Source organism: Streptomyces sp. NPDC044704 (assembly GCF_056433525.1).
The window spans coordinates 369,168-395,304 of record NZ_JBWKGY010000002.1; the positions used below are offsets into that span (position 1 = coordinate 369,168).

A 26,137-nucleotide genomic window follows, 5' to 3' on the forward strand; every position below is an offset into this window, starting at 1 on the left:
CCAAGTAGCCTGTGTACGGGCGCACTTGCCCGTGTACAGGCCGGGCCCGCGTGCCCCCACACTCATGCAGGCCGGCCGGCGGTCTGTCAACATGCCGTTCGGTATCCCCGGCGGCGCGGCGCTGTTGACCCCGGGCGCGCGCCGGGGTGAGGATCGCGCCATGACGGCAGTGCGGGACAACACGGTCGACGGACTCCTGACGGACAGCGCACGGCGGGTACCCGGCCGCGTCGCCCTCCGCTACGGGGAGCGGAGCTTGACGTACGCGGAACTCGACGCGGCCGTCACCACCGGCGCCGCCGTCCTGCGCGGGCGCCACGGCCTGGCCGAAGGCGACCGGGTCGTGACCTTCGCCCACAACAGCGACGCCTACCTCATCGCCTTCCTGGCCTGCGCCCGGGCAGGCCTGATCCACGTCCCGGTCAACCAGAACCTGACCGGCGACGACCTCGCGCACATCCTCGGCAACTGCGCGGCCGCCCTGGTCCTCGCCGATCCGGACCTGGCCGGGCGGATCCCCGGCGGCGCGCCCGTACGGGCGCTGCGCGACGCGCCCGGTTCCTTCCTCGACGAGCTCGCCGAATCCCGGCCCTTCGCGGCCGACCCGGACCCGTCGCGGCTGGCCCAGCTGCTGTACACCTCGGGGACCACGGCCCTGCCCAAGGGCGCGATGATGACGCACCGGGCCCTGGCGCACGAGTACGAGAGCGCCATCGACGCCCTGGACCTGACCGGGGAGGACCGTCCCGTCCACTCGCTGCCGCTCTACCACTCGGCGCAGATGCACGTCTTCCTGCTGCCGTACCTGGCGGTGGGCGCGGAGAACACCGTGCTGGACGCGCCCGCGGCCGAGGCGGTCTTCGACCTGGTGGAGTCGGGCCGCGCGGACAGCCTCTTCGCCCCGCCGACGGTGTGGATCGCGCTGGCGGGACACCCGCAGTTCGCCGAGCGGGAGCTGGGCGCCCTGCGCAAGGCGTACTACGGGGCGTCGGTCATGCCGGTGCCCGTACTGGAGCGGCTGCGGGCCAGGCTGCCGGGGCTCGGCTTCTACAACTGCTTCGGCCAGAGCGAGATCGGCCCGCTGGCCACGGTGCTGGGGCCGCGGGAACACGAGGGCCGGATGGACTCCTGCGGACGGCCCGTGCGCCACGTGGAGGCGAAGGTCGTCGACGAGGCCGGCGCGGACGTCCCCGACGGCACGGCCGGCGAGGTGGTCTACCGGTCCCCGCAGCTGTGCGAGGGCTACTGGAACGACCCGCGGGCCTCCGAGGAGGCCTTCCGCGACGGCTGGTTCCGCTCCGGGGACCTCGCCGTGCGGGACGCCGACGGGTACTTCACCGTCGTCGACCGGGTGAAGGACGTCATCAACTCGGGCGGCGTGCTCGTCGCCTCCCGGCAGGTCGAGGACGCGCTGTACACCCACCCGGGGGTGGTGGAGGCCGCCGTGATCGGGCTGCCGGACGACAAGTGGATCGAGGCCGTCACGGCGGTGGTCGTGCCGCGCGGGCAGGTGACGGAGGCGGAGCTCATGGCCCACGCCCGGGAGCGGCTGGCCCACTTCAAGGCCCCGAAGCGGGTGGTGTTCGCCGAGTCCCTCCCGCGCAACGCCAGCGGCAAGATCCTCAAGCGTGAACTCCGCGACCGCCTCGCGGCCGCGCCGCCCGGGACCGGTGACTGAGCACCGCTCCCCGGGCCGCCGCCGCGGTGGCGGAGCCGCGCCCGCTCATCCCGGTTCCGGCGGGTGGCCTTCGCCGGGACCGTCGGCGAGCACGCCGCTGCGGTGCAGGCGGCGCAGCGTGAGGTGCTCGTGGACCAGGCGCCCGACGAGGGCGCCGCCGTAGACGACGAAGCCGACTCCGACGAGCCAGGACTGGACGACGAGCAGCGTCCCGAACGGGCCGTAGGTGACGGCGTTGGAGGCGATCAGCGGCGAGAACACCAGCTGCGAGAACACCCGCAGGCCGAGCAGGCCCAGGCTGGTGGCCACGGCACCGGGCAGCAGCGCCCGCCAGCGGACCCTGCCGCCGAGCAGGAGCCGCCCCGAGCCCCAGAAGAACAGGCAGGTGCCGCACAGGTCACCCGCCGTGCCGAGGACCGTGCCGAGCGGATCGTCGGAGGGGGCGGGGATCCCCACGAGCAGCGCCAGGTAGCAGACGAGCATGGCCAGCCAGATGACGTGGCGCCACATGGTGTGCCAGCGGGCGGTCGGCACGTCCCAGACCTTCTCGTACCCGGTCTGCACGGCGGAGCCGAAGGTCAGGCCGAACACCGCCAGGGCGGCCAGACCGAAGGCCGTGGTCCGCTCCAGCGCCAGGTCCGCCGCCCCGAACAGCATCTCCACCCGGGCCCGGGAGGAGGGGGACACCCCGAGGGCCTGGCCGAGCCAGCGGCCGAAGCCCGAACCGCTGCCGGGCGCCGCGGCCGCCACGACCACCAGCAGCGGCACCAGGGTCAGGAACCCGAGGGCCGCGAAGCCCATCGCCCGGTGCATCAGCTCGATCTCCCGGCCGCGGCTCCAGGCCAGCCCGGCCTGGGAGCCCTGGAGCCGGTCGTAGAGCTGCCGGAGGATCGAGGTCACGCCTCATGCACTACCCGGACGCGGCCGCCGGCTCCCGGGAGCGGTACCGAAGTGGGCCCGAAGGGGTGGTTTCGGACGCCCGCCGGCCCGTCCGGCTCGCCCCGGCTCGCACCGGCCCTCCTCAGCCCTCCCCGCCCTCGCGGAGGTCCTTCAGCCGCTTGATCTTGCCGACCGAGCGCTCCAGCGTCTCCGGGTCGACCACCTCCACGGCGACGGACACCCCGACGGACTCCTTGACGGCCCGCACCACCTCGGCGGCCGCCGCCTCCCGCTGCCCGCCGTCGGCGTCCCGGCGCGCCTCCACCCGTACGGTCAGGGCGTCCATCCGGCCCTCCCGGGTCAGCCGCAGCTGGAAGTGCGGTGCGAGGGCGGGGGAGCGCAGCAGGATCTCCTCGATCTGCGTCGGGTAGAGGTTCACCCCCCGCAGGATGATCATGTCGTCGCTGCGGCCCGTCACCTTCTCCATCCGCCGGAAGGACGGCCGGGCCGTACCGGGCAGCAGCCGCGTCAGGTCCCGGGTGCGGTAGCGGATGACGGGCATGGCCTCCTTGCTGAGCGAGGTGAACACCAGCTCCCCGGTCTCGCCGTCGGGCAGCACCGCGCCGGTGAAGGGGTCCACCACCTCGGGGTAGAAGTGGTCCTCCCAGATGTGCAGGCCGTCCTTGTGCGAGGCGAACTCCTGCGCCACGCCCGGCCCCATCACCTCCGACAGGCCGTAGATGTCCACGGCGTCGATGTCCAGCCGCTCCTCGATCTCCCGGCGCATCTCCTCGGTCCACGGCTCGGCGCCGAAGACGCCCGTCCGCAGCGAGGTGCCGCGCGGGTCGATGCCCTGGCGCTCCATCTCGTCGAGCAGCGTGAGCATGTAGGAGGGGGTCACCATGATGACCTCGGGCCGGAAGTCCTGGATGAGTCTGACCTGGCGGTCCGTCATGCCCCCGGAGGCGGGCACGACCGTACAGCCGAGCCGCTCCGCGCCGTAGTGGGCGCCGAGGCCGCCGGTGAAGAGGCCGTACCCGTAGGCGATGTGGACGAGCTGTCCAGGCCGGGCGCCGGCCGCGCGCAGGGACCGGGCGACGACATCGGCCCAGGTGGACAGGTCCCCCTCGGTGTAGCCCACGACCGTGGGACGGCCGGTGGTGCCGCTGGAGGCGTGGATGCGGCGCACCTCGGCGCGGGGGACGGCGAACATCCCGAAGGGGTACTGGTCGCGCAGGTCGGCCTTGGTGGTCAGCGGGAAGAGCGCGAGGTCGGCGAGGGAGCGGCAGTCGTCGGGATGCAGTCCCGCCTTCTCGAAGGCCTTCCGGTAGAAGGGCACCCGGTCGTACGCCCGGTGCAGGGTCGCCCGCAGCCGCTTGAGCTGGAGCGCCGCCAGCTCGTCGGCGCTGAGCCGCTCGCCTTCGTCGTGGAGATCCGCGTACGCCGTCATGCCGTCACCTCACCGAGAGCCAACCGAACGTTCATTCGGTAGAGTGCCGGACCCTGCCGGGTAAATCAATGACTCGAACGAGTGATCGTCTGATCGGGTCCCTCGCGGAGCCGGCCGGCGGTGACCGGCGGCCGGGCCTCCTGGGCGGCGGGCCCCCGCGCGGGGGCGTACGGTCGAAATGAGGTGCCCCCGCCGGAGGAGGCGCGAAGGGAGGCGACGGCCATGTCCGTCATCGACCCCGCGGTGTCGGTGCGGCTCAGCGCGTCCGAAGCCCGCCGCCTGGCCGGGCTGCTCGCCGAGACGGCCCACCTGCTGGAGGACTCCGGTCCGCAGCGGCTCGCGGACGCCCAGGCCGAGGCCCTCGGTCAGGGCGCGAGCCGCCCCGAACTCGCCGGCTGGGCCCGGGGCGTCGCCGCCGAGCTCCGGTCGCAGTTCTAGCCGCAGTCCTAGGGGGTGCCCGGCCGGTCGCCGGACACCCCCATGTCTCGTCAGCCGTCAGCCGTCAGCCGTCAGCCGTCAGCCGTCAGCCGTCAGCCGTCAGCGTGCCGCGTCCGCCTCCGTCGCCACCGACTTCGCCCACCGGTAGTCCGCCTTGCCGCTCGGGGAGCGCTGGATGGCGGGCGCGATGACCAGCTGCCGCGGGATCTTGTAGCCCGCCAGCCTGGTCCGGCAGTGGTTCTGGATCTCGTCCAGCGTCGGCTCCGCAGCTCCGGCCCGTACCTGCACCACCGCGGCCACGTGACTGCCCCAGGTCGGGTCCGGGACGCCCGCGACCAGGGCGTCGTACACGTCGGGGTGCGACTTCAGCGCCTGCTCGACCTCCTCCGGGTAGACCTTCTCGCCGCCCGTGTTGATGCACTGCGAGCCCCTGCCGAGGACCGTGACGATGCCCTCCCCGTCGACCGTCGCCATGTCGCCGAGCAGCACCCACCGCTCCTCGCCCTTGCGGAAGAAGGTCTCGGCGGTCTTCGCCGGGTCGTTGTAGTACCCGAGCGGGACGTGCCCCCGCTGGGCGAGACGGCCCGGCACGCCCACCGCCACGGGCTCGTACGTCACCGGGTCCACCACCTGGGTGCGGTCGTTGACCTCCAGGCGGAGGCCCTTCTCCGGGCCGGAGTCGTTCGTCGCCCGGCCGTTGGACCCGGACTCCGAGGAGCCGAAGTTGTTCAGGAGCAGCACGTTCGGCACGAGCCGCTGGAACTCGGCGCGCACCGTCTCCGACATGATCGCCCCGGACGAGGAGACGCTGAACAGCGAGGACAGGTCCGTCCCCTCCATGGGACCGTTCAGGGCGTCGATGAGGGGCCGGAGCATCGCGTCGCCCACGAGCGAGACGCTCGACACCTTCTCCTTCTCGATGGTGCGCAGCACCTCCTCCGGCACGTACTTGCGGTGGATGACCACCCGCTGCCCGTAGTTGAAGGCGATGAACGAGGTCAGCGCCGAGGTGCCGTGCATCAGCGGGGGAGCGGGGAAGAAGGTGAGCCCGGCGCCGCGCGCGGCGACCCGCTCGGCCAGTTCCTCCGGCCGCTTCACCGGCTCCCCGGTCGGCTCGCCGCCGAAGAGTCCCGCGAAGAAGAGGTCCTCGGCCCGCCACATGACGCCCTTGGGCATGCCGGTTGTGCCGCCGGTGTAGATGATGAACAGGTCGTCGGCGCTGCGGGCCGGGAAGCCGCGCCCGGGGGAGCCGGCCGCCTCGGCGTCCGCGTACGGGACCGGCTCGACCGCCGGCCGGGGGGATCCCCCGGGGGCCTCCCCGACCCGGATCAGGTGCCGGAGCTTCGGCGTCTGCGGCAGCGCGGCCGCGACCCGCCCGGTGAACTCGCCCTCGAAGACCAGTGCGGCGAGGTCGGCGTCGTTGTAGAGGTAGACCAGCTCCTCCTCCACGTACCGGTAGTTGACGTTCACCGGAACCAGGCGCGCCTTCAGGCAGGCGAGCACGGTCTGGAGGTACTCGACGCCGTTGTAGAGGTGCAGGCCCAGGTGCTCGCCGGCCTTCAGCCCGCTGTCCAGCAGGTGGTGCGCGAGGCGGTTGGCCGCCGCGTCCAGCTCCGCGTAGGTGAGGCGGCGCTCGGCGCCGGTCCCGGGGTGGTCCACGTACACGAGGGCCTCGCGGTCCGGGACCACGTCCACGACCGACTCGAACAGGTCGGCAAGGTTGTACTCCACCGTTCCTCCTGACCCTGGTGACATCCGATGGCCGGCCCGTGTCCGGGCGCCGGCCCGTCCGCTTCGGCGGTCATTACAGCGCCGCCGCACGCAAGTGGGAAGGGAGCCGCCCAAGAAAACTGACTGTGTGTCAGAAAACTATTGAACTGCACCCGCCCCTACTGCAACCTGTTCTAGGTCTTGAGACGGGAGGACGGCAATGGGTGGGACGGAACACCTGACCGTGGAACGCCACGGCGCCACGCTGGTGCTCACCATGAACAGGCCGGAAGCGAAGAACGCGCTCTCGCTTCCGCTGCTGGTGGGGCTCTACGACGGCTGGCTGGAGGCGGACGCGGACGACGCGATCCGCTCGGTGGTGCTGACCGGGGCGGGCGGGGACTTCTGCGCCGGCATGGACCTGAAGGCGCTGGCAGGCAAGGGCATGGCGGGGGACCAGTACCGGGACCGGCTGAAGGCCGACCCGGACCTGCACTGGAAGGCGATGCTCCGCCACCACCGGCCGCGCAAACCGGTGATCGCGGCGGTCGAGGGGTACTGCGTGGCGGGCGGTACCGAGATCCTCCAGGGCACCGACATCCGCGTCGCCGGGGCCGGGGCCACCTTCGGGCTCTTCGAGGTGAAGCGCGGCCTGTTCCCGATCGGCGGCTCCACGGTGCGGCTGCCGCGGCAGATCCCGCGCACGCACGCCCTGGAGATGCTGCTGACCGGGCGCCCCTACCCGGCGGAGGAAGCCGCCCGCATCGGCCTGATCGGCCGGGTCGTCCCCGACGGGACCGCCCTGGAGACCGCCCTGGAGATCGCCGGCCGGATCAACGCGTGCGGGCCCCTCGCCGTCGAGGCGGTCAAGGCGTCCGTCTACGAGACCGCAGAGCTGACGGAGACGGAGGGCCTGGCGGCCGAACTGACCCGGGGCTGGCCGGTCTTCGACACGGACGACGCGAAGGAAGGGGCCCGGGCGTTCGCGGAGAAGCGCCCTCCGGTGTACCGCCGGACCTGACCCCGCCCTGCCCCGACCTGACCCGCCCGCGGCCCCGCCCGCCCCCGCCCGCTTGGCCCCCGCCCCGGAGAATCGGAGACCCCCATGACCGCCGCCTCCCCACCCGAGGTGCTGCGCGCGCCCCTCGTCGTCGAGTTCCCCTTCACCCGCTCCCTCGGCCCCGTCCAGAGCGCCTTCCTCACCGGCCTGCGCGAGGGCGTCGTACTGGGCGTGCGGACCTCCGACGGCAAGGTGATGGTGCCGCCCGCCGAATACGACCCCGTCACCGCCGAGGAGATCCGCGAGCTCGTCGAGGTCGCCGCCACCGGCACCGTCACCACCTGGGCCTGGAACGCCGCCCCCCGCCCCCACCAGCCCCTCGCCACCCCCTTCGCCTGGGCCCTGGTCCGCCTCGACGGCGCCGACACGGCGATCCTGCACGCCCTCGACGCACCGGGCCCCGACGCCGTGACCACCGGCATGCGCGTCCGGATCCGCTGGGCGGCCGAGCGTACCGGCGCCATCACCGACATCGCCTGCTTCGAGCCGTACGAGGGCCCCGCCGCGCCGGAGGCCGCCCCGCACGACGGGCTCTTCGCCGACGCCGTCACCGGCATCGTCGCCGAGGCCCGCCTGGACTACACCTACAGCCCCGGCCGCGCCCAGACCGCCTACATCAACGCCCTGTCCGAGCGGAAGACCGTCGGCGAGCGCTGCCCCTCCTGCCACAAGGTGTACGTCCCGCCGCGCGGCGCCTGCCCCACCTGCGGGGTCGCGACCACCGACCAGGTCGAGGTCGGCCCGGCCGGCACGGTCACCACGTACTGCATCGTCAACATCAAGGCCAGGAACCTGGACATCGAAGTCCCCTACGTCTACGCCCACATCGCCCTCGACGGCGCCGGCCTCGCCCTCCACGGCCGGATCGGAGGCATCCCGTACGACCGGGTCCGCATGGGCCTGCGCGTCGAACCGGTGTGGACCGAGGGCGGCCGCTACCCCGACCACTACCGCCCCACCGGCGAGCCGGACGCGGACTACGACGCGTACAAGGAGCTCATCTGATGGCCCGATACGCCCGCGAGGTCGCGGTGGTCGCCTTCGCGCAGAGCGACCACCTGCGCCGCACCGACGAGCTCAGCGAAGTCGAGATGGTCATGCCGGTCCTCCACCAGGTGCTCGCGCGGACCGGCCTCAAGGCCAAGGAGATCGGCTTCACCTGCTCCGGATCCAGCGACTACCTCGCCGGCCGGGCCTTCTCCTTCACCATGACCCTCGACGGCGTCGGCGCCTGGCCGCCGATCTCCGAGTCGCACGTGGAGATGGACGGCGCCTGGGCCCTGTACGAGGCCTGGGTCAAGATCCAGACCGGCGAGGCGGACACAGCGCTCGTCTACTCGTACGGGAAGTCCTCCCCGGGCTCCCTGCGCGACGTCCTCACCCGCCAGCTCGACCCCTACTACCTCGCCCCGCTCTGGCCCGACTCCGTGGCCCTGGCCGCGCTCCAGGCCCGGGCCCTGATCGACGCCGGCGAGACCGACGAGGAGGCCCTGGCCGCCATCGCCGCCCGCAGCCGGGCCGCCGCCGCGGACAACCCGCACGCCCAGCTCACCGGGGAGGTCCCGCAGGGCGACTACCAGGTGGCGCCGCTGCGCACCGGCGACTGCCCGCCCGTCGGGGACGGCGCGGCCGCCGTGATCCTGGCGGCCGGGGACGTGGCGCGGCGGCTGTGCGAACGCCCCGCCTGGATCACCGGCATCGACCACCGCATCGAAGCCCACGCCCTCGGCCTGCGCGACCTCACCGACTCCCCGTCCACCCGGCTCGCCGCCGAACGCGCCGGGGTCTTCGAAGCCCCCGTGGACACGGCGGAACTGCACGCGCCGTTCTCCTCCCAGGAGGTCGTGCTCCGCAAGGCCCTCGGGCTCGGCGACGCGGTGCGCGTCAACCCCTCCGGCGGAGCCCTCGCCGCGAACCCGATGATGGCGGCGGGCCTGATCCGGATCGGCGAGGCCGCCGCCCGGATCCACCGCGGCGAGTCCGACCGGGCCGTCGCCCACGCCACCTCCGGCCCCTGCCTCCAGCAGAACCTGGTCGCGGTCCTGGAAGGAGAACGCCGATGAGCACGACGGGCAAGGAGCCGGTGGCCATCGTCGGGATCGGCCAGACCAAGCACGTGGCCGCCCGCCACGACGTGTCCATCGCCGGACTGGTCCGCGAGGCCGCGGCCCGCGCCCTCGCGGACGCCGCACTGACCTGGGCCGACATCGACGCGGTCGTCATCGGCAAGGCCCCCGACTTCTTCGAGGGGGTGATGATGCCCGAGCTGTACCTGGCGGACGCCCTCGGCGCGGTCGGCAAGCCCATGCTCCGCGTGCACACGGCGGGCTCCGTCGGCGGCTCGACCGCCCTCGTCGCCTCCAACCTGGTCGCCGCCCGCGTGCACCGGACCGTCCTCACCCTCGCCTTCGAGAAGCAGTCCGAGTCCAACGCCATGTGGGGCCTGTCCCTGCCCGTCCCCTTCCAGCAGCCGCTGCTGGCCGGCGCGGGCGGGTTCTTCGCCCCGCACGTGCGCGCGTACATGCGGCGCACCGGCGCCCCCGACACCGTCGGCTCGCTCGTCGCGTACAAGGACCGGCGCAACGCGCTGAAGAACCCGTACGCGCACCTCCACGAGCACGACATCACCCTGGAGAAGGTCCAGGCGTCGCCGATGCTGTGGGACCCGATCCGGTACTCCGAGACCTGCCCGTCCTCCGACGGCGCCTGCGCGATGGTCCTCACCGACCGGGCGGGCGCGGCCCGTTCGCCGAAACCGCCGGCCTGGGTGCACGGCGGTGCCATGCGCAGCGAGCCGACCCTGTTCGCGGGCAAGGACTTCGTCTCCCCGCAGGCCGGCAAGGACTGCGCGGCCGACGTCTACCGGCAGGCCGGGATCACCGACCCGCGGCGGGAGATCGACGCGGTGGAGATGTACGTCCCGTTCTCCTGGTACGAGCCGATGTGGCTGGAGAACCTGGGCTTCGCGGAGGAGGGCGAGGGCTGGAAGCTCACCGAGGCCGGGGTCACCGAACTCGACGGCGACCTCCCCGTGAACCCCTCGGGCGGGGTGCTGTCCACCAATCCGATCGGCGCCTCCGGCATGATCCGCTTCGCGGAGGCGGCGCTCCAGGTCAGGGGGCTGGCCGGGGAGCACCAGGTGCCGGGCGCCCGCCGCGCGATGGGCCACGCGTACGGAGGCGGGGCCCAGTTCTTCGCGATGTGGCTGGTCGGCTCCCAGCCCCCCGGCACCTGACCGGCCCCGCCCCGGCCACGGGCGGACGGTGACCCGGAGGTGTCCGCGGGGCAGCCGGGCGGTGGCCCGGCGGTGCCCGGGCGGGTTCCCGGGCACCGGTGGCGCACCGTGGCCTGTGCGGCACCCGGCGCGATGGCTACTGTGGGCGGCCGGACGACGTACCGGGAGGAGCACGCACGTGGCCGAGAGCATGACTTCGCGACCCTTCGCCGGCTGGAGCAGGCCCGATCTCGATCTCAGCGGAGCGGACTGGCAGCCGGGCAGCCGAGGGGTGGGGGACGTTCAGATCGCCTTCGTCGAGGGGTTCATCGCGATGCGCAACAGCGAGCGCCCGGACGGCCCTTCGGTGATCTTCGCGCCGGACGAGTGGCGCAAGTTCGTCGTCGAGGCCCGGGGCGGAAGGTTCGGCCTGACCTGACGGCCGCACGCACGGAGCCGGGGGCGGCCGCCGCCCCCGGCCACCGCCGCACCGCGCCGTCGCCTTCGCCCGCCCGCCCCCTCGGGCATCGCGCCGCTACGACGGCACCCGGGCCGGGGGCGGCGACGGACGCAGCCGCTCCACCAGGAGCGGCCACCGCACCGCGAGGACCAGCGTCCAGACCAGCGCCACCGGCCCCCAGCCGTCCGCGGCCGCTCCCAGGGCCGCCGCCAGCACCAGCGCGGGCGCCACCAGGAGCAGCGCACGCCCCGCGCCCCGCCCCGAACACCTCGCCGCCACCCCCGCGATCAGCAGGTACACCGCCAGGCTCCCGCACATCAGCCACCGCACGGCGGCCGGTACGTCCCCGTCCGCGTGCGCCACCGCATCGCCCGTGGCGGCCGCGAACGCCGCCACCGCCCCGGCCGTGAAACCGTGCAGCGGCAGGGCCAGCCGTACCGGCAGGGCGTCCGCCGCGAGCAGCGGGATCCCGTCCGCGCCGTTGCGCAGCGACAGCGACCACAGCTGGAGCAGCAGCACGAAGGCCCCCACGCCCACCCCGTACAGCGCCCAGTCCCACTCCGCCACCGAGGCGGCGGCCACCATCTGCGCGATCGCCTCGCCCAGCACGATCAGCACGAACAGGCCGAGCCGCTCCCCGAGGTGCGGTGCGTCCGTCACGGCCGCGCGCGGCCGTCGTCCGCGAGCCGCGGCCCCGGCGTACTCCTTGTCCACCCGCGCCGCCACCCTCCGCGCCGAGAACGCGAACGTGACGGCCAGGTCGACGGCCAGCCCCAGCGCCCACAGCGCGTACCGGACCGTCCCGTCGCACCACATCGACACCACCCACGGCGTCAGCCCCAGCCCGACCTGGGTGATCGGCAGGTCGGCCACGTACTCCCCGCGCCGCCCCCACGCCTTGCCGGCCAGGGACCGCACCAGGATGTAGGCGAGGGCGAAGGCCCACGCCGTGTCCTCGCGCACCCCGTGCACCGAGGCCGCCATCACCGCCATCCCGAACATCCCCACGAGGACCGTGCGGGTGCGGGCCTGCTCGCCGGTGACGTTCCCGTACACCGTGAACAGCATCCAGCCCGTCCAGAAGGCCAGGAACATCACCGTGTACAGGGCGAGATCGGCCCGGTCCGGCCCGCCGTGCAGCAGGTGTGCCAGCTGGGCGACCCCGGCCACCGCCGTCAGGTCGAAGAACAGCTCCAGCCAGGAGGCGTGCCGCTCGCCCGGTTCGTTCGCCGCCGGGGCCGCCGATTCGGTCATATCGGGATGATAGGTAGGGTGGGCGCATGAGCGGAGAGAGCGACCTGCGGAAACTGCTGAGCGGCATGCGGCCCGAGCTGAACGAGGGCCGGTACGTCTTCTGCACCCTCCCCGCGTCCGCGCGGGTCCCCGACGGCCTCACCCCCGTCGCCACCGTCCTGGAACCCGAGGGCCTCACCCTGGTCCTGCGCCAGGAGGACGCCGACGCCGCCGCGCTCGCCTACGACTACACCGCCGGCTGGATCACCCTGCGGATCCACTCCGCCCTCGACGCGGTCGGCCTCACCGGAGCCTTCGCCGCCGAACTGGCCGCCCACGGACTCAGCTGCAACGTGATCGCCGGCTACCACCACGACCACCTGTTCGTGGCCGCCGACCGGGCCGCCGAAGCCGTCTCCGTACTGGAGGAACTCGCCACCCGTTCGGCGGAATAAGGAAATCCGGAAAACATTCCGATCTTTCCCGACCGCAGGCCCTCCCCGGCGCGTGCGCGGGCGTACGCTGATGCCCCGAACAGGCCTGGGGGGTACCAGCCATGACGGAACGCCGGACCCGCACACGGCGCACGATCTTCGAACGGGAAGCGGAACTCGTCGCCGTCGACGAGGCCCTCGACCGGCTCACCGACGCCGGACCCGACGCGGGCGGAGCCCTGCTCGCCCTCTCCGGCCCGGCCGGACTCGGCAAGACCACCCTGCTCGCCGAAGTACGCCGCCGGGCCCTGGCCCGCGACTGCACCCTGCTCGCCGCCCGCGGCGGCGAACAGGAACAGAGCCAGCCCTTCCACGTCGCCCGCCAGCTCATCCAGCCCCGCCTCGCCGGCCGCTCCGAAACCGCCCTCCGCGAAGCCCTCGGCAGCTGGTACGCCATCGTCGGCCCCGCCCTCGGCCTCTGCGCCCCCACCCAGGGCGCCGCCCCCGACCCCCAGGGCCTGCGCGACGGACTCGACTGGGTCCTCACCCACCTCACCGTCCAACTGCCCCCCGTCGTCCTCGTCCTCGACGACGCCCACTGGGCCGACCCCGAATCCCTGGGCTGGCTCGCCGCCTTCGCCCCCCGCGCCGAACACCTCCCGCTGCTCCTCGTCGTCGCCTACCGGCCCGACGAACTGCCCGCGCACGCCGAGGCCTTCCGCACCCTGCCCGGCCGGGCCGGACAGCGCCCGCTGACCCTCGCCCCGCTCAGCGCCGCCGCCGTCTCCACACTGGTGCGCGAAGCGGTCGGCGAGCACGCCGACGACGCCTTCTGCCGGGAGGCGTGGGCCGTCACCACCGGAAACCCCTTCGAGGCCGTCGAACTCACCGTCAAGGTCCGCGACAAGGGACTGCCCCCGGTCGAGGCCAGCGCCCCGCTGCTGCGCGACCTCGCCGCCGCCCAGCGCGGCAGCGGCCTCGTCGCCCGCCTGCACAGCCTCGGCCCCTCCACCGTCCGCTTCGCCTGGGCCTGCGCCGTCCTCGGCACCGCCATCCCCCAGCAGATCGCCGCCCGCGTCGCCGGTCTCGGCGCCGAGGAGGCCGCCGGCGCCACCGCCCGGCTCCGCGACGCCCGCATCCTCTCCGCGGCCGGCGAAGAGGACGGCACCGGACTGGAGTTCGTCCACCCGCTCATCGCCACCTCCATCTACCGGGCCATCCCCGACGCCCTGCGCGTCGCCCTGCACGGCAAGGCCGCCGCCGCGGTCGTCGACGCCGGACTCGGCCCCTCGGCCGCCGCCCGCCACCTCCTCGAAACCCAGCCGGAGAACGACCCCTGGGTGGTGCGCACCCTGCGCGAGGCCGCCACCGAGAACCTCCGGGCCGGAGCCCCCGAAGCCGCCCGCCGCCAGCTCGCCCGCGCCCTCCAGGAACCCCCGGACTTCGACGAACGCGCCGCCGTGCTCTACGAACTGGGCTGCGCCTCCCTGCTCACCGAACCGGCGAACACCGTCAACCACCTGCGGGCGGCCCTCGCCGAACCCTTCGACGACGCGGCCCTGCGCCAGGGCATCGTCATCCGCCTCGCCCAGGTCCTCGCCCACAGCGACCACCTCGCCGAAGCCTCCGAGCTCCTCGCCCGGGAGATCCCGCACACCCAGGACGCCCGCGCCCGGCTCCGCCTGCAGTCCGAACAGTTCATGTGGGACGCCTTCAACGCCGCCGAACCCGACTCCCCGGCCCGCTCCCGCCGCCTCGCCAAACTCGCCGACCACCTCACCGGCCGCGACCTCACCGAGCGGTACGTCATCGGCCTGCGCGCCTGGGACGCCTGCCTGCGCGGCGAACCCGTCGCCGTGGGCCTGCACCACGCGGGACGGGTCCTGGAGGAGCACTTCAGCTGGGCCTACGCCGACCGCGGCTTCGAGGTCCCGGTCCTGGCCGCCATGGTCCACATGTACGCCGACCGGCCCGGCCGCGCCGAGGAACTCTTCGAGGCGGGCACCGCCGAGTTCGAACGCCAGGGCTGGCACGGCGCCCACCTGTCCTTCGCCCACAGCCTGCGCGGCTACGTCCGCTACCGCCGCGGCCGCCTCGTGGAGGCCGAGGAACTGGCCCGCACCGGACTCCGACTCGCCGAACGCGTGGGCCGCCGCACGCCCGTGCACTGGTACGCCATCGCCATCCTCGTCACCACCCTGATCGCCCGCGGCCGGACCGACGAGGCCTGGGCACTGGCACGGGAACACGAGTACGGGGAACCCTTCCCGGCCGCCGTGGTCTTCCCCGACTCCCAGACCGTGTACGCCGAACTGCTGCTGGCCCGCGGCGACCGCAAGGCCGCCACCGCCGAACTGGAGGCCGTGGACCGGCGGCTCACCCCGCGCGGCATCCAGAACCCCTCCTGGTGCCCCTGGCGGCTGCACCTGGCCCGCGCCGTCGAACCCGACGACCCCGCCAGGGCCAGGGCGCTCGCCGCCGGAGCCGTCCGCCGGGCCCGGGCCTTCGGCGCCCCCTCCGGCATCGGACAGGCCCTGCGGGTCTCGGCGGAGGTCGCCGCGCCGCAGGACCGGCGCCCCCTGCTGGAAGAGGCCGTCACCCTGCTCGCCGCCTCCCCGGCCGGCTACGAACTGGCCCTCGCGCTCGCCGCCCTCGGCACCGAGACCCGGGACCGCGCCGTCCTCACCCGCGCGCTGCTCACCAGCCGCGAATGCGGGGCGGACGCCCTGACCGCCACCGTCACGGACCGGCTGCTCGCCCTCGGCGGGGACCTGCCCTGCGGCTCCTCCTGGGAGGACGAGCCGACCCCGGAGGAACTCGGCACCGCCAGGGCCGTGATCGGAGGATCCCCGTACCGGGCCGGACCCGAACTGTCCGCCGTCTGCCGGAAACTGGGCACGGACCCCGCCGGACTCGCCGACGCGCTCGCGGCGTTCGCCCGTGGCGCAAGGTGAATCACCCCGGTACGTGACGGGAAGGGTGATCCCCATGGATCACCTGACCCGGCTCACCCTCTTCCGGAGCGAGGCCGCCGCCTTCGACGAGGCCGTCCGCCGCGCCGCCGCAGGCGGACGGGAGGCCCCGCTGGTCCCGTCCTGCCCCGGCTGGTCCCTCTCCGACCTCGTCGGCCACCTCGGCGGGGTCCAGCGATACCTCGCGCACGTCCTGCGCGGCAAGCTCACCGCGGCCCCCGACCCCAGCGACCTCTCCCTCTACGCGATCCCCGCCGACCCGGCCGTGCGCGCGGCCTGGCCGATGCCCGACCGGACCCCGAACCGGGGCCCCGTCCCCGACGCCCTCCTCGACTGGTCGGCGGCCGCCGCCGCGGACCTGGCAGGGGCCCTGAGCGAGCTGGGACCGGACGTACCCGTATGGACCTGGTCCCCCGACCGCACCAGCGGATTCTGGGCCCGCATGCAGACCATCGAACAGGCCGTCCACCGCTGGGACGCCGAAACCGTCACCGGCGACCCCGCCCCCCTCGACCCCGCCCTCGCCGCGGACGCCGTGGCCCAGACCTTCGAGGTGATGGCCCCGGCCCGCCGCGGCTGGAAACCGGCCCCGGCCGGCGCCGGCGAGCGCTACCGCTTCCGCCGCACCGACGGCCCCGGATCCTGGACGGTGGAATTCACCGGCGACGAGGTCCGCACCGAAGCGGACGGCACCGGCCCGGTGGCCGTCGAGGCCGAGGGCACCGCCTCGGACCTGGCGCTCTTCCTCTGGCAGCGGCTGCCCGCCGCCCGGCTGCAGGTCACCGGCGACGCCCCGCTGCTCGACCACTGGTTCACCCTGGTGCCGCCGGTCTAGGCCGTCCCCCTGGCCGATCACGACGCCCGAGTCGCCGGGTAAGGAGCCGATTCCCGCGAGGCCCCGTACTCCGCAGGTCCGCGATCTTCGGGCCGGCCGGGCCCCCGGGGCCCCCGCGCCGGAAAACGCGTGCGGCCACGTACCATGGCGGCATGTCCTTCCTCCGCCGCCACCGCGCCGCCACACCCGCCGGCCCGGACTTCGACGTCCTGGCCATGGACCCGGGGGACTGGCCGGGCAACCTCGGGGCCGGGCTCCTGCCCGCCCCCGACGGCAGCTGCCAGGGCGTCTTCCTCCGCTACGACCTGTTCGGCGGCCGCGGCCCCGCGATGATCATCGGCAACCTCCCCGAGGGGTCCCCGGCCCGGGACCTCGCCGAGGGCGAGGTCCCCTTCGAGGTGGCCCAGCTCCTCGACGCCCTCGAGAACGAGGAAGAGGTCGAGGTCACCGGCTCGGAGGACTGCCCCGTCATGCAGGGCGACAACCTCCTCATCGTCCGCAAGGTCAAGCTCTCCGAGAGCCGGATCTCCTGCGTGCAGTTCGACCGCAGCGACAACGTCCTCGTGACGATCGCCAGCTGGGACCGGCCGATCACCGACGACCTCTACGCGCTGCTCAAGCCGCTCCCCGCCGAGCTGTTCCAGCAGGGCTGAGCCCTCGGGGGCACGGCCCGCGTCACGCGTCCGCGATGTCGTTCGCCGCCACGTAGCCGAACGTCATCGCGGGCCCGATCGTCGATCCCGCCCCCGCGTAGCTGTGCCCCATCACCGCCGCGCTCGCGTTGCCCGCCGCCCACAGGCCCCGGATCACCGAGCCGTCCGGCCGCAGCGCCCGCGCCCGCGCGTCCGTGACGATGCCGCCCTTCGTGCCCAGGTCACCGGGCACGATCTTGAACGCGTAGAACGGCGGCACCCACACCGGCGCCAGACACGAGTTCGGGTGCACGCCCGGGTCCGTGTAGTAGTGGTCGTACGCGCTGTCGCCCCGGTGGTGGTCCGGGTCCGTGCCGTTCCACGCCTGGGCGTTGAACCGGCCCAGCGTCGCCCGCAGCGCGGCCGCCGGAACCCCGATCTGGCCCGCCAGCGCGTCCCACGTCCAGGCCTTCTTCGCCGCTCCCGCCTCGTACCAGGAGTCCGGGAACGGCAGGGTCGGCAGGATGTCCTTGAACAGGTACCGGTTGCGGTAGTTCTGGTCCACGATCAGCCACGCCGGGATGTGCGAACCCGCCGCGCCCCGGTCCTTGTCGTACATGACGTGCACCACGTCGCTGTACGGCGCCGCCTCGTTCACGAACCGGGTGCCCGCCCGGTTGACGATCAAGCCGCCGGGGAGCGTCCGCTCCGCCAGACAGAAGTACGGTTCCCCGGGCAGCGGGATCGACGGCCCCCACCAGGCGTCTTCCATCAACGCCAGCTCCGCCCCGGCCCGTTGGCCGGCCCGGATGCCGTCGCCGGTGTTCTCCTTCGCGCCGACCGACCACTGGGTGCCGATCGGCTGCTGCTGGTACTGCGCCCGCATCTGCGCGTTGTGCTCGAAGCCGCCGGAGCCGACGACCACCCCCTTGCGGGCCCGCACGACGCCCCGTACGCCCTGCTGTTCCACCACCACGCCCGTCACCGCGCCGCCCTCCTGGACCAGGTCCACCAGCGGGGTGTTCAGCCACACCGGCACCCCCGCCCGCTGGAGCCCGGCGCGCAGGCCGGCGGCCAGGGCCTGGCCCATCGTCAGCGGCTTCTCCCCGCGCAGGGCCGCCTTCGCGCCCCGGGCCAGGCACTCGGTGGACACCGCGAGCCCCTTCGCACTGACCGCCGCCAGGTTCAGCCACTTGTAGTCCTGGCTGAACACCACCATCCCGGCCGGCACCGGCATGTACGCCGGGTTCAGGTGCGCCAGCTCGGCGCCCAGGACGTTCCCGTCGATCTCGTCCGGCTCGATCGAGCGGCCGTTCGGCAGCCCGCCCGGCAGGTTCGGGTAGTAGTCGCTGTACCCGTCCATGAAGCGGAACCTCAGCGGACTGTTCGCCATGACGAAGTCCAGCATCCGGGGCCCGTTGGCGAGGAACGCCCGCTGCCGGTCGGCCGGCACTTCGGGCCCCACCACCGCCGCGAGGTACGTCGCCGCCTTCTGCGGGGTGTCCGGGACTCCGGCACCCAGGATCACCGAGTTGTTCGGCAGCCAGATCCCGGCGCCGGAGCGCGCGGCGGAACCGCCGAAGGTCGGGGCCTTCTCGACCACCACCACGCTCAGGCCACGCCTGGCGGCCGTCAGGGCGGCCGTCATCCCGGCCGCCCCCGACCCGACCACGACGACGTCGTACTCGCCGAGCGGGGTCCCGTCGGCCCGCGCGGCGGCTCCCGGAAGCACCGTGGCGGCGAGCACCCCGGCCCCCGTCCCGGCGAGGACGGTCCGGCGGGAGGGGAGGGCGGAGCGGGAAACTTCCGGGCTGTCGGTCATGGGCGGGCTCCAGCGGCGGGGAGGAAGGGGGCGGCTCCAGCATTTCTGATGCTTAGTCAGAAAAGGTGTTCGGGGGATCATGTGATGTCAAGTCACGCGCCCGCCCCGCCCGCCGCCGGCCCGGGCCCCGAACGCACGGAATCCCGTGCCCCGCACACCGGGTGTGCGGGACACGGGATCGCCGTTCGGGGCTCCGGGCGCCGGAGTCAGCGCGTGCCGACGGCCGCGCGGACGGCTCTGCGGGCCATCCCGGCGTCGTCGTGGAGGCGGCGGAGCAGCAGCCGCTGCTCCTCGCCCGAGGACAGGGCACCCGCGGGCAACGGCTGGCTCGGGGCGGTCGCCAGCATCGACCGCTGCACGGCCGTCTCCGACATCCGGATCTCCCGGGTCAGCACCAGCATCAGGTTCACCAGGAAGGCGTCCCGGGACGCGGGGCCGGCCGACTGGGCCAGCCGGCTGATCTGGCTGCGCGCCGCGGGGGCGTCACCCAGCACCGTCCACAGCGTCGCCAGGTCGTAGCCCGGCAGGTACCAGCCCGCGTGCTCCCAGTCGAGGAGCACCGGTCCGGCCGGCGACAGCAGCAGGTTCGACAGCAGGGCGTCACCGTGGTTGAACTGCCACGGGATGCTCGCCGGCCGCAGCCCGTGGAGCAGCTTCTGCAGGTCGCCGAAGTCCCGGTCGGTCAGCAGCCCCAGCTGGTGGTCCCGCGCGATCCGCCGCGCGTAGTCCACCGGGTGCCCGAACAGCTCGGCCGGCGGACGCCACTGGTTCACCCGGCACACCGCGCCCAGCGCCGCCCGCAGGTCGGGCCGCGGCGGGGCCTCCACCGGATGCCGCTGGAGCGCCGCGACCCGGCCCGCCATCCGCTCGACGACCAGTACGCAGTTCTCCGGGTCGGCGGCGATCAGCCGAGGTACCCGGACCGGCGGGCGGTGCCGGACGAACGCCCGGTACGTCGCTATTTCGTGCCGGTACCGCTCGCGCCACTCGGGCGAATGGTCCAGTAAAACCTTCGCGACGGCGGTCATCCGTCCGGTCGTCCCCACCAGGAGGACCGACCGGCCGCTGCGCCGCAGCACCTGGACCGGCGCGAACTCCGGACAGATCCGCTGCACCGACGCGAGCGCGGTGCGCAGCTGCGCCCCCTGCGGCCCCGACAGGTCGATCCTTCCGCTGAGCGGCTGTGACCCGGCCCCCGGCAGGCGCCGGGCCCGCACGGCGCCCTGCGCCGGGGCCGGCGGCCGGCCGGGGTCGAGGTAGGGGCCGCCGCCCGCCTGGAGCGTGCGGTGCGGCCGGACCGGGGCGGACACGGAGGACGTTGCTGCGTACATGGCGTTTACGGTTCCCTTCGTGCGCCGACGAGTTGCGTACGCCACCCCGCCGATCCCGGCTTCACCCTGGGGAGTTCCGCCGGTGACCGGGTCGGGGAGGCGCATTCCTACCTGACACCGGGCGGCAGGTGGCGAACCATCGGGCGTGCCCTGGCGAAGCCTGGCGAATAGTCGCTGGGCACCTGACGGGGGGTTACTGTCAACTCAGCCGAGAACCTGGGGGCTTGACGTGATCAAGGGACCAAACACCCGCCTGAACGACCTGTTCGGCCTCGCCGGCTGGTCGAAGGGCGAACTCGCGAGGATGGTCAACCGGCAGGCGGCCGCCATGGGCCACCACCAGCTGGCCACCGACACCTCGCGGGTGCGGCGCTGGATCGACATGGGGGAGACCCCCCGCGAACCGGTTCCCACCGTACTGGCAGCCCTGTTCACCGAGCGGCTCGGTCGTGTCGTGACCATCGAGGACCTCGGGTTCGTACGGCAGCGGCGCACCTCGAAACGGCAGCCGGACGGGGCGAAGGAGAACCCCGACGGAGTGCCCTGGGCGCCCGAACGCACAGCCGCGGTCCTCACCGAATTCACGGGAATGGACCTCATGCTCAACCGTCGCGGCCTGATGGGCGCGGGAGCCGCGCTCACCGCCGGCTCAGCCCTCAGCAACGCCATGTACGACTGGCTGCACACCGACCCCGCCACCGCCAAGGAGGCCCGGAGTTTCGGCGGAGACGCCCACCACGCCGATCCGGCGGGCTACGACCGCTACGAGGCGGCGCCGATCGGCTCCCAGGAGATCGAGGCCCTGGAACGGTCCGTCGAGGTCTTCCGGGCCTGGGACGCCTCCAGAGGCGGCGGGCTCCAGCGCAAGGCCGTGGTGGGCCAGCTCAACGAGGTGGGCGGCATGCTGGCCTACCACCACCCCGACCACCTGCAGCGCAGGCTGTGGGGGGTGGCGGCCAACCTCGCGGTACTGGCCGGCTGGATGTCCCACGACGTGGGCCTGGAACCCACCGCCCAGAAGTACTTCGTCATCGCCGCCCACGCGGCGCGCGAGGGCGGGGACCGCCCGCGGGCGGGCGAGGCACTGTCCCGCGCCGCCCGCCAGATGGTGCACCTGGGCAAGCCCCACGAGGCCCTGGACCTGATGAAGCTGGCCCAGTCGGGCTCCGGGGAACAGACCCTGCCGCGCACCCGGGCCATGCTCCACACCATCGAGGCCTGGGCGCAGGCGGCCATGGGCAAGGGCCAGGCCATGCGGCGCACGCTGGGCGAGGCCGAGGACCTGTTCGTCTCCGACAAGGGCGACGTCCCGCCGCCCTCGTGGATGCAGCACTTCGACGAGGCGGACCTGCACGGCATGCAGGCCCTGGCGTACCGGACGCTCGCCGACCACGACGCGACGGCCGCGCCGGTCGCCGCGCGCCACGCCAGGGAGGCGCTGCGGCTGCGCGGTGACGGCTACCAGCGCTCGCAGATCTTCGACTACATCTCCATGGCCTCGGCCTGCTTCATCGCCGACGATCCGGAACAGGCCGACCGCTACGCCCGCCTCGCCCTGGTCTCGATGAACGAGACCTCCTCGCACCGCACCTGGGACCGGCTGCGCGAGATGTACCGGCTCACCGGCCAGTACGCCGGGTACGCGCGCATCGAGGACCTGCGCGAGGAGATCGAGCTGGCCCTCCCCGACGGCCCGGCGCCGCGCGCCCCGCGCGGCACCGGGGTCTGAGGGGCCGCCGGTGTGCCGTGGCGGGGACGAGAAGGGCCGCGCCTTCCGGCGCGGCCCCCGATTCCCCTGATCCCGTTCCGGCGATCCCGTGACCCTGCGGTTCCCGTGACGCCGCCGGTCCGTCGGACCGGTCCCGTACTAGCCGCCGATCCGGGCGACCAGCACGCAGGCGTCGTCCTCGCGCTCGCTCTCGCCGAACTCCTCCGTCACCATCCGCACGCAGTCCCGCGCGGACCGGGCCGCGGAGAACCGGGGCGCGAGCGCCAGCAGTCGCTCGGTGCCGTCCGCGCGGCTGAACTCGATGCTGCGCGGGGTCAGTCCGTCCGTGTGCAGGACGAGTACGTCGCCCGCCTCCAGGCGTTCCTCGGCCTGTCCGTACACCGCCCCGGAGGTGGCTCCCAGCAGGACGCCTTCCGGCGGCAGCAGCGAGCGCCCCTGTCCCCGGCGGAACAGCAGGGGAGCGGGGTGGCCGGCCTGGGCCCAGGACAGGACGCGCCGGGCGGGATCGTAGCGGCAGCACACGGCGGAGCCGAGCGCGGGCTGTACGGAGGTTTCCAGCAGCTGGTTGAGCCAGCCCATGAGGGGGCCCGGCTCGATGCCGGCCATGGCCATGCCGCGCAGGGCGCCGAGCATCATCGCCATGCCGGAGGTCGCGCTGACCCCGTGTCCGGTCAGGTCGCCGACCGTCAGCAGGGAGCGCCCGTCGGGGAGTTCGAGGGCGTCGTACCAGTCTCCGCCGATCAGGGCACTGGTCGCGGAGGGCAGGTAGTGCGCGGCCACGTCCATCGCGCCGGCGTTGTCGTGCGGGAACCGCAGGGAGCCGCGCCACGGGGGGAGCACGGCTTCCTGCAGCTCGACCGCCAGCCGGTGCTCGGTCTGCGCGATCTCCCGCTGGCGCTGGAGCGAGTCACGCGACTCGCGTACCGCCCGCTGGCTCCTGCGCAGTTCACTCACGTCCCGCAGCACGGCCCACATGGAGGCCGTGCAGCCGTCGGAGTCGAGGACCGGCTCGCCCCTCATGTGCAGCGTCCGTACCCGGCCGTCGGCCCGGACGATGCGGAACTCGCCGTCTATCGGCTTGCCGTCCACCAGGCAGTCGGTGACCATCGCGGTCAGCGTCGGCTGGTCCTCGGAGAACAGGGTGGAGCCCAGTTCGTCGAGGGGCAGCGCGCCCGCCTCGGGGGAGCGGCCGAAGATCTGGAAGAGCTCCTCGGACCAGGTCACCTCGTCGGTCAGCAGGTTCCACTCGGCGCTGCCGACGCGCGTCTGGCGGTCCTCGGCGGTGGGCTCGGGGGCCGCGTGGGGCAGTTCGAGGGGCTCGGGGGCGGGCGGCAGGCCCTCCTTGAGCTGGCCGAGGTGCTGGCCGAGGTCGTCGAGGTGGTGTACGGCGAGGTCGCACAGAGCGCGCTGCCAGCGGCCCTGGGCGTCGTCGTCGTCCACGACGGTGTCGCGGCGCACCGCGTCCACTTCGCCCCGCAGCCGGCGGGTCTGTGAGATCAGTGCGTCCACCGACCCGGGCTCGGGCGGCTGCGCGGGAAGGTCCGCGTACAGGTGGGACGGCATGAGAACTCCGATACAGGCGCGGCACGGCCAGGTCTGAAAGAAGGACCGGTTACGACTGTTGCACAGCGGGAGTTGGGCTGTAAGGCGTTTGGCAACATCCGTAACGGTCTTGCTCGGGGCATATGCCACCGGCGAGCCGGGGCCTCCTGCCGTGTGCGAACGAATCCGGTCCGGGGCCCCCGCGTCCGGCCGGAAACCGGTCTTCCGGGGGTGGTGGTTCGCTCGTACGGGCGAGTTGTGCGAGCGGGGGCGCGAGCGCGCCCGCTTCCCGGGACGGCCGCTGCTCCTCCGGGTTAACCCCCGAACGAAGGACCCCCCGGGGTGACGACGTGCACCACCGGACACCGGTTCCGCCTCCCGCTTCCCAGCTCACCCCGTGATCGCTACGCTACGTGCCGGTAACGAGCCGGGGGCGGTCCGCGTCGGCGGGCCCGGGCAGGGGTTGGGGACACGACGACATGACCGAACAGGGCCGCGCGGCCGGACGCAGCCGCCGCTCCTTCCTCACCCACCTCGTCGCGGCGCCGACGCTCGCCCTGGTCACCCGCGCCGGCGCCGATCTCGTCGCACCGCAGCCCGCCCACGCCGTGATCCCGAGCCTGCCGGCCATCGCCGACCTGGTGGACCTCGGGGACCTGTTCATCCTGGCCGGAGCGCCCACCTCCGCCCTGCTCGCCCTGGTCGTGGAGACGGACGGCACCGTCCGCTTCCGGCTGCCGCGCGAGGAGGTCGGCCAGGGTCTCACCACCGCCGTCGCCATGCTCGTCGCCGAGGAGCTCGACACCCCGCTGGACGCCGTCCGCGTGGAGCTGGACGACGCACGCCCCGAGCTGCTCTTCAACCAGCTGACCGGCTCCTCCAACTCCATCCGCTCCCTCTACGGGCCCGTCCGGCAGGCCGCCGCCACCGCCCGCGCCCGGCTCGTCGCGGCCGCCGCCGAGCGCTGGAGCCTGCCCGCCTCCCGCCTGGCCACCGCGAACGGCACCGTGCGCGCCCCTGACGGCCGCACCGCCGGCTACGGCAGCCTCGCCGTGGCCGCCGCCGCCCCGGGACTGACCGTCCTCGGCGCCGCCCCGAAGCCGGCCGCGAAGCACACCCTGGTCGGCACTCCGACCAGCCGGATCGACGCCCGCGCGATGGTCACCGGCGCCCAGCGCTACACCCTCGACCTCGACGTTCCCGGCGCCAAGCCCTGCGTGGTGCGCCGCCCGCCCACCCTCGGCGGCAGCGTGCGGGCCGTCGCCAACCTCGCCGCGGTCCGGGCCATGCCCGGGGTCCTGGAGGTGGTGACCGTCCCGACCGGCGTCGCCGTCGTCGCCGAGACCTTCGGCCAGGCCCTCGACGCCAAGGCCGCCCTCCAGGTCACCTGGGGCCCCGGGCCCGCCGACCAGCTGTCGGACGCCCAGATCCGTACGAAGCTGCGCGCCGCCACCCCGCCGCTGCTGGTGCCGCCGCTGCTCACCCCGTACGTGGACGCCGAGTTCGACTTCGCCTTCGTCAGCCACGCTCCCATGGAGACCAACTCCGCGATCGCCGACGTCCGTGACGACCGCGCCGAGATCTGGTCCGGGCTCAAGTCCCCGATCGTCGCGCGCCAGACCATCGCCGCCGACCTCGGGCTCCCGCTGGACAAGGTGAAGGTGCACGTGGTCCAGGCGGGCGGTTCCTTCGGCCGCCGGCTGTTCTTCGACGCCGCGCTGGAGGCCGCCCGGATCTCCAAGGCCTGCCGCCGCCCGGTGAAGCTCATGTGGACCCGGGTGGACGACACCCGGCACGGCCGGATGCGGCCCGCCACCCACCACCGGATCCGGGCCACCCACCTGCTGGGCGAGGTACTGAGCTTCGAGCACCGGGTCGCCGCCGCCGAGACGGACTTCCGGCACGGACTCGGCGAGATCATCACCGCCACGGCGGCCAGCCTGCCGCTGGGCATCGGCAACGCCACCCTCGCCCAGACGCTGTTCCTCACCACGGTCAAGTCCCCGTACCACTTCGGGCTCACCACCCAGGCCCTCACCGAGGTGCCGACCGGCATCCCCACCGCGTCCTGGCGTTCCGTGTACTCGGCCAACACGCGCGGGGCCGAGGAGATCGTGGTCGACGAACTCGCCGCGGCCACCGGGAAGGATCCCTACCGCTTCCGCCGGACCTTCCTGAAGAGCGACGCCCAGCGCGCCGTCCTCGACAAGGCGGCCGCCGAGGGCGAGTGGGGCCGCGCGATGCCGGCCGGGTGCGCGCAGGGCATCGCCTTCCACGAGGAGTACAAGTCCCGTACGGCCTGCCTCGTGGAGATCGACACCCGGGATCCGGAGCGGGTCCGCGTCACCAAGGCGGTCATCGCCGTCGACGTGGGCCTGCCCGTCAACCCGCGCGGGCTGGAGGCACAGATGATCGGCGGTCTCACCGACGCGATCTCCACCACCCTGCGGGCCGGTCTGCACCTGGACAAGGGCCTCCCGCTGGAGGGCAGCTACAGCCAGTTCCACTGGGCGCAGCAGCGCGACACCCCCCGCGACGTGCGCGTCTTCGTGCTCCCGGCGACCGGCTCGGAGCCCGGCGGCGCGGGCGAGCTGGGAGTGCCGGCCGCCGTCGGCGCGATCGCCAACGCCTGGGCCCGCGCCACCGGTTCCAAGCCGCGCAGCTTCCCCCTCGACTTCGACGTCGACTTCACCCCCTACCCGCGCTAACCGCTGGAGT

20 protein-coding genes are annotated in these 26,137 nt (G+C 73.8%); 13 read left to right on the top strand and 7 right to left on the bottom strand.

Annotated features, from left to right (window positions below; all coding sequences use genetic code 11):
• Window positions 1-160 precede the first annotated feature (160 nt).
• Window positions 161-1,678: a fatty acyl-CoA synthetase gene (locus tag AC07B0_RS06040; RefSeq protein ID WP_478896951.1), complete on the top strand. Its 1,518-nt coding sequence runs from the start codon at window positions 161-163 to the stop codon at window positions 1,676-1,678.
• Window positions 1,679-1,723: 45 nt separating this feature from the next.
• Here the strand turns inward: AC07B0_RS06040 and AC07B0_RS06045 are convergent, their stop codons facing one another.
• The gene (locus tag AC07B0_RS06045) at window positions 1,724-2,578 is read right to left on the bottom strand and encodes a YhjD/YihY/BrkB family envelope integrity protein (protein WP_356870601.1); all 855 of its coding nucleotides are present in this window, start codon (window positions 2,576-2,578) and stop codon (window positions 1,724-1,726) included.
• Window positions 2,579-2,699: 121 nt separating this feature from the next.
• Window positions 2,700-4,007: a phenylacetate--CoA ligase PaaK gene (paaK, locus tag AC07B0_RS06050; RefSeq protein ID WP_469377387.1), complete on the bottom strand. Its 1,308-nt coding sequence runs from the start codon at window positions 4,005-4,007 to the stop codon at window positions 2,700-2,702.
• A 222-nt stretch (window positions 4,008-4,229) separates the two neighbouring features.
• Between paaK and AC07B0_RS06055 the strand changes: the two genes are divergently transcribed.
• The gene (locus AC07B0_RS06055; protein WP_356870605.1) at window positions 4,230-4,445 is read left to right on the top strand and encodes a hypothetical protein; all 216 of its coding nucleotides are present in this window, start codon (window positions 4,230-4,232) and stop codon (window positions 4,443-4,445) included.
• A 99-nt stretch (window positions 4,446-4,544) separates the two neighbouring features.
• Here the strand turns inward: AC07B0_RS06055 and AC07B0_RS06060 are convergent, their stop codons facing one another.
• Window positions 4,545-6,176, bottom strand: a complete 1,632-nt coding sequence (locus tag AC07B0_RS06060; protein ID WP_478896953.1) for an acyl-CoA synthetase — start codon at window positions 6,174-6,176, stop codon at window positions 4,545-4,547.
• A gap of 199 nt (window positions 6,177-6,375) precedes the next feature.
• Between AC07B0_RS06060 and AC07B0_RS06065 the strand changes: the two genes are divergently transcribed.
• The 5 genes from AC07B0_RS06065 (at window position 6,376) to AC07B0_RS06085 (ending at window position 10,868) form a co-directional block, all read left to right on the top strand.
• A complete protein-coding gene (locus AC07B0_RS06065; RefSeq protein WP_356870609.1) occupies window positions 6,376-7,176 on the top strand; it encodes a crotonase/enoyl-CoA hydratase family protein in 801 nt (266 codons plus the stop codon).
• Between the two features lie 84 nt (window positions 7,177-7,260).
• Window positions 7,261-8,220: a Zn-ribbon domain-containing OB-fold protein gene (locus AC07B0_RS06070; protein ID WP_356870611.1), complete on the top strand. Its 960-nt coding sequence runs from the start codon at window positions 7,261-7,263 to the stop codon at window positions 8,218-8,220.
• Entirely contained in the window at window positions 8,220-9,278 is a 1,059-nt protein-coding gene (locus AC07B0_RS06075) for a thiolase domain-containing protein (protein WP_356870613.1), read from the top strand. Before AC07B0_RS06070 ends, AC07B0_RS06075 begins: the two co-directional genes overlap by 1 nt.
• Window positions 9,275-10,450, top strand: coding sequence for a thiolase domain-containing protein (locus tag AC07B0_RS06080; RefSeq protein ID WP_356870615.1), 1,176 nt, complete (start codon window positions 9,275-9,277; stop codon window positions 10,448-10,450). The genes AC07B0_RS06075 and AC07B0_RS06080 overlap by 4 nt, the downstream gene beginning before the upstream one ends.
• Window positions 10,451-10,640: 190 nt before the next feature.
• Window positions 10,641-10,868, top strand: a complete 228-nt coding sequence (locus AC07B0_RS06085; RefSeq protein WP_469377756.1) for a DUF397 domain-containing protein — start codon at window positions 10,641-10,643, stop codon at window positions 10,866-10,868.
• 96 nt (window positions 10,869-10,964) lie between these two features.
• Here the strand turns inward: AC07B0_RS06085 and AC07B0_RS06090 are convergent, their stop codons facing one another.
• Window positions 10,965-12,143, bottom strand: coding sequence for a low temperature requirement protein A (locus AC07B0_RS06090; RefSeq protein ID WP_469377378.1), 1,179 nt, complete (start codon window positions 12,141-12,143; stop codon window positions 10,965-10,967).
• Between the two features lie 26 nt (window positions 12,144-12,169).
• Here AC07B0_RS06090 and AC07B0_RS06095 point away from each other — a divergent pair, with 26 nt between their 5' ends.
• From AC07B0_RS06095 to AC07B0_RS06110, 4 genes are all read left to right on the top strand, one after another.
• Window positions 12,170-12,577: an ACT domain-containing protein gene (locus AC07B0_RS06095; protein ID WP_356870621.1), complete on the top strand. Its 408-nt coding sequence runs from the start codon at window positions 12,170-12,172 to the stop codon at window positions 12,575-12,577.
• A gap of 101 nt (window positions 12,578-12,678) precedes the next feature.
• On the top strand, window positions 12,679-15,510 hold the full coding sequence (locus AC07B0_RS06100) for an ATP-binding protein (protein WP_478896956.1): 2,832 nt from the start codon (window positions 12,679-12,681) through the stop codon (window positions 15,508-15,510).
• Between the two features lie 34 nt (window positions 15,511-15,544).
• The gene (locus tag AC07B0_RS06105) at window positions 15,545-16,363 is read left to right on the top strand and encodes a maleylpyruvate isomerase family mycothiol-dependent enzyme (RefSeq protein WP_478896958.1); all 819 of its coding nucleotides are present in this window, start codon (window positions 15,545-15,547) and stop codon (window positions 16,361-16,363) included.
• Between the two features lie 152 nt (window positions 16,364-16,515).
• A complete protein-coding gene (locus AC07B0_RS06110) occupies window positions 16,516-17,016 on the top strand; it encodes a hypothetical protein (protein WP_281209983.1) in 501 nt (166 codons plus the stop codon).
• Window positions 17,017-17,038: 22 nt separating this feature from the next.
• On the opposite strand, the gene kstD is transcribed toward AC07B0_RS06110, so the two are convergent.
• Window positions 17,039-18,817 (bottom strand): 3-oxosteroid 1-dehydrogenase, encoded by a 1,779-nt coding sequence (kstD, locus tag AC07B0_RS06115; protein WP_478896960.1) that lies wholly within the window; start codon window positions 18,815-18,817, stop codon window positions 17,039-17,041.
• Between the two features lie 206 nt (window positions 18,818-19,023).
• Window positions 19,024-20,148 (bottom strand): aminoglycoside phosphotransferase family protein, encoded by a 1,125-nt coding sequence (locus tag AC07B0_RS06120; protein ID WP_356870629.1) that lies wholly within the window; start codon window positions 20,146-20,148, stop codon window positions 19,024-19,026.
• 229 nt (window positions 20,149-20,377) lie between these two features.
• On the opposite strand from AC07B0_RS06120, the gene AC07B0_RS06125 reads away from it, so the two are divergent.
• Window positions 20,378-21,877 carry a DNA-binding protein NsdB gene (locus tag AC07B0_RS06125; RefSeq protein WP_356870631.1) on the top strand — a complete coding sequence of 500 codons (1,500 nt, stop codon included), beginning with the start codon at window positions 20,378-20,380 and terminating at the stop codon, window positions 21,875-21,877.
• 138 nt (window positions 21,878-22,015) lie between these two features.
• On the opposite strand, the gene AC07B0_RS06130 is transcribed toward AC07B0_RS06125, so the two are convergent.
• Window positions 22,016-23,440 (bottom strand): PP2C family protein-serine/threonine phosphatase, encoded by a 1,425-nt coding sequence (locus tag AC07B0_RS06130; protein WP_356870632.1) that lies wholly within the window; start codon window positions 23,438-23,440, stop codon window positions 22,016-22,018.
• 458 nt (window positions 23,441-23,898) lie between these two features.
• On the opposite strand from AC07B0_RS06130, the gene AC07B0_RS06135 reads away from it, so the two are divergent.
• On the top strand, window positions 23,899-26,127 hold the full coding sequence (locus tag AC07B0_RS06135; RefSeq protein ID WP_478896962.1) for a xanthine dehydrogenase family protein molybdopterin-binding subunit: 2,229 nt from the start codon (window positions 23,899-23,901) through the stop codon (window positions 26,125-26,127).
• The last annotated feature ends 10 nt before the right edge of the window (window positions 26,128-26,137 follow it).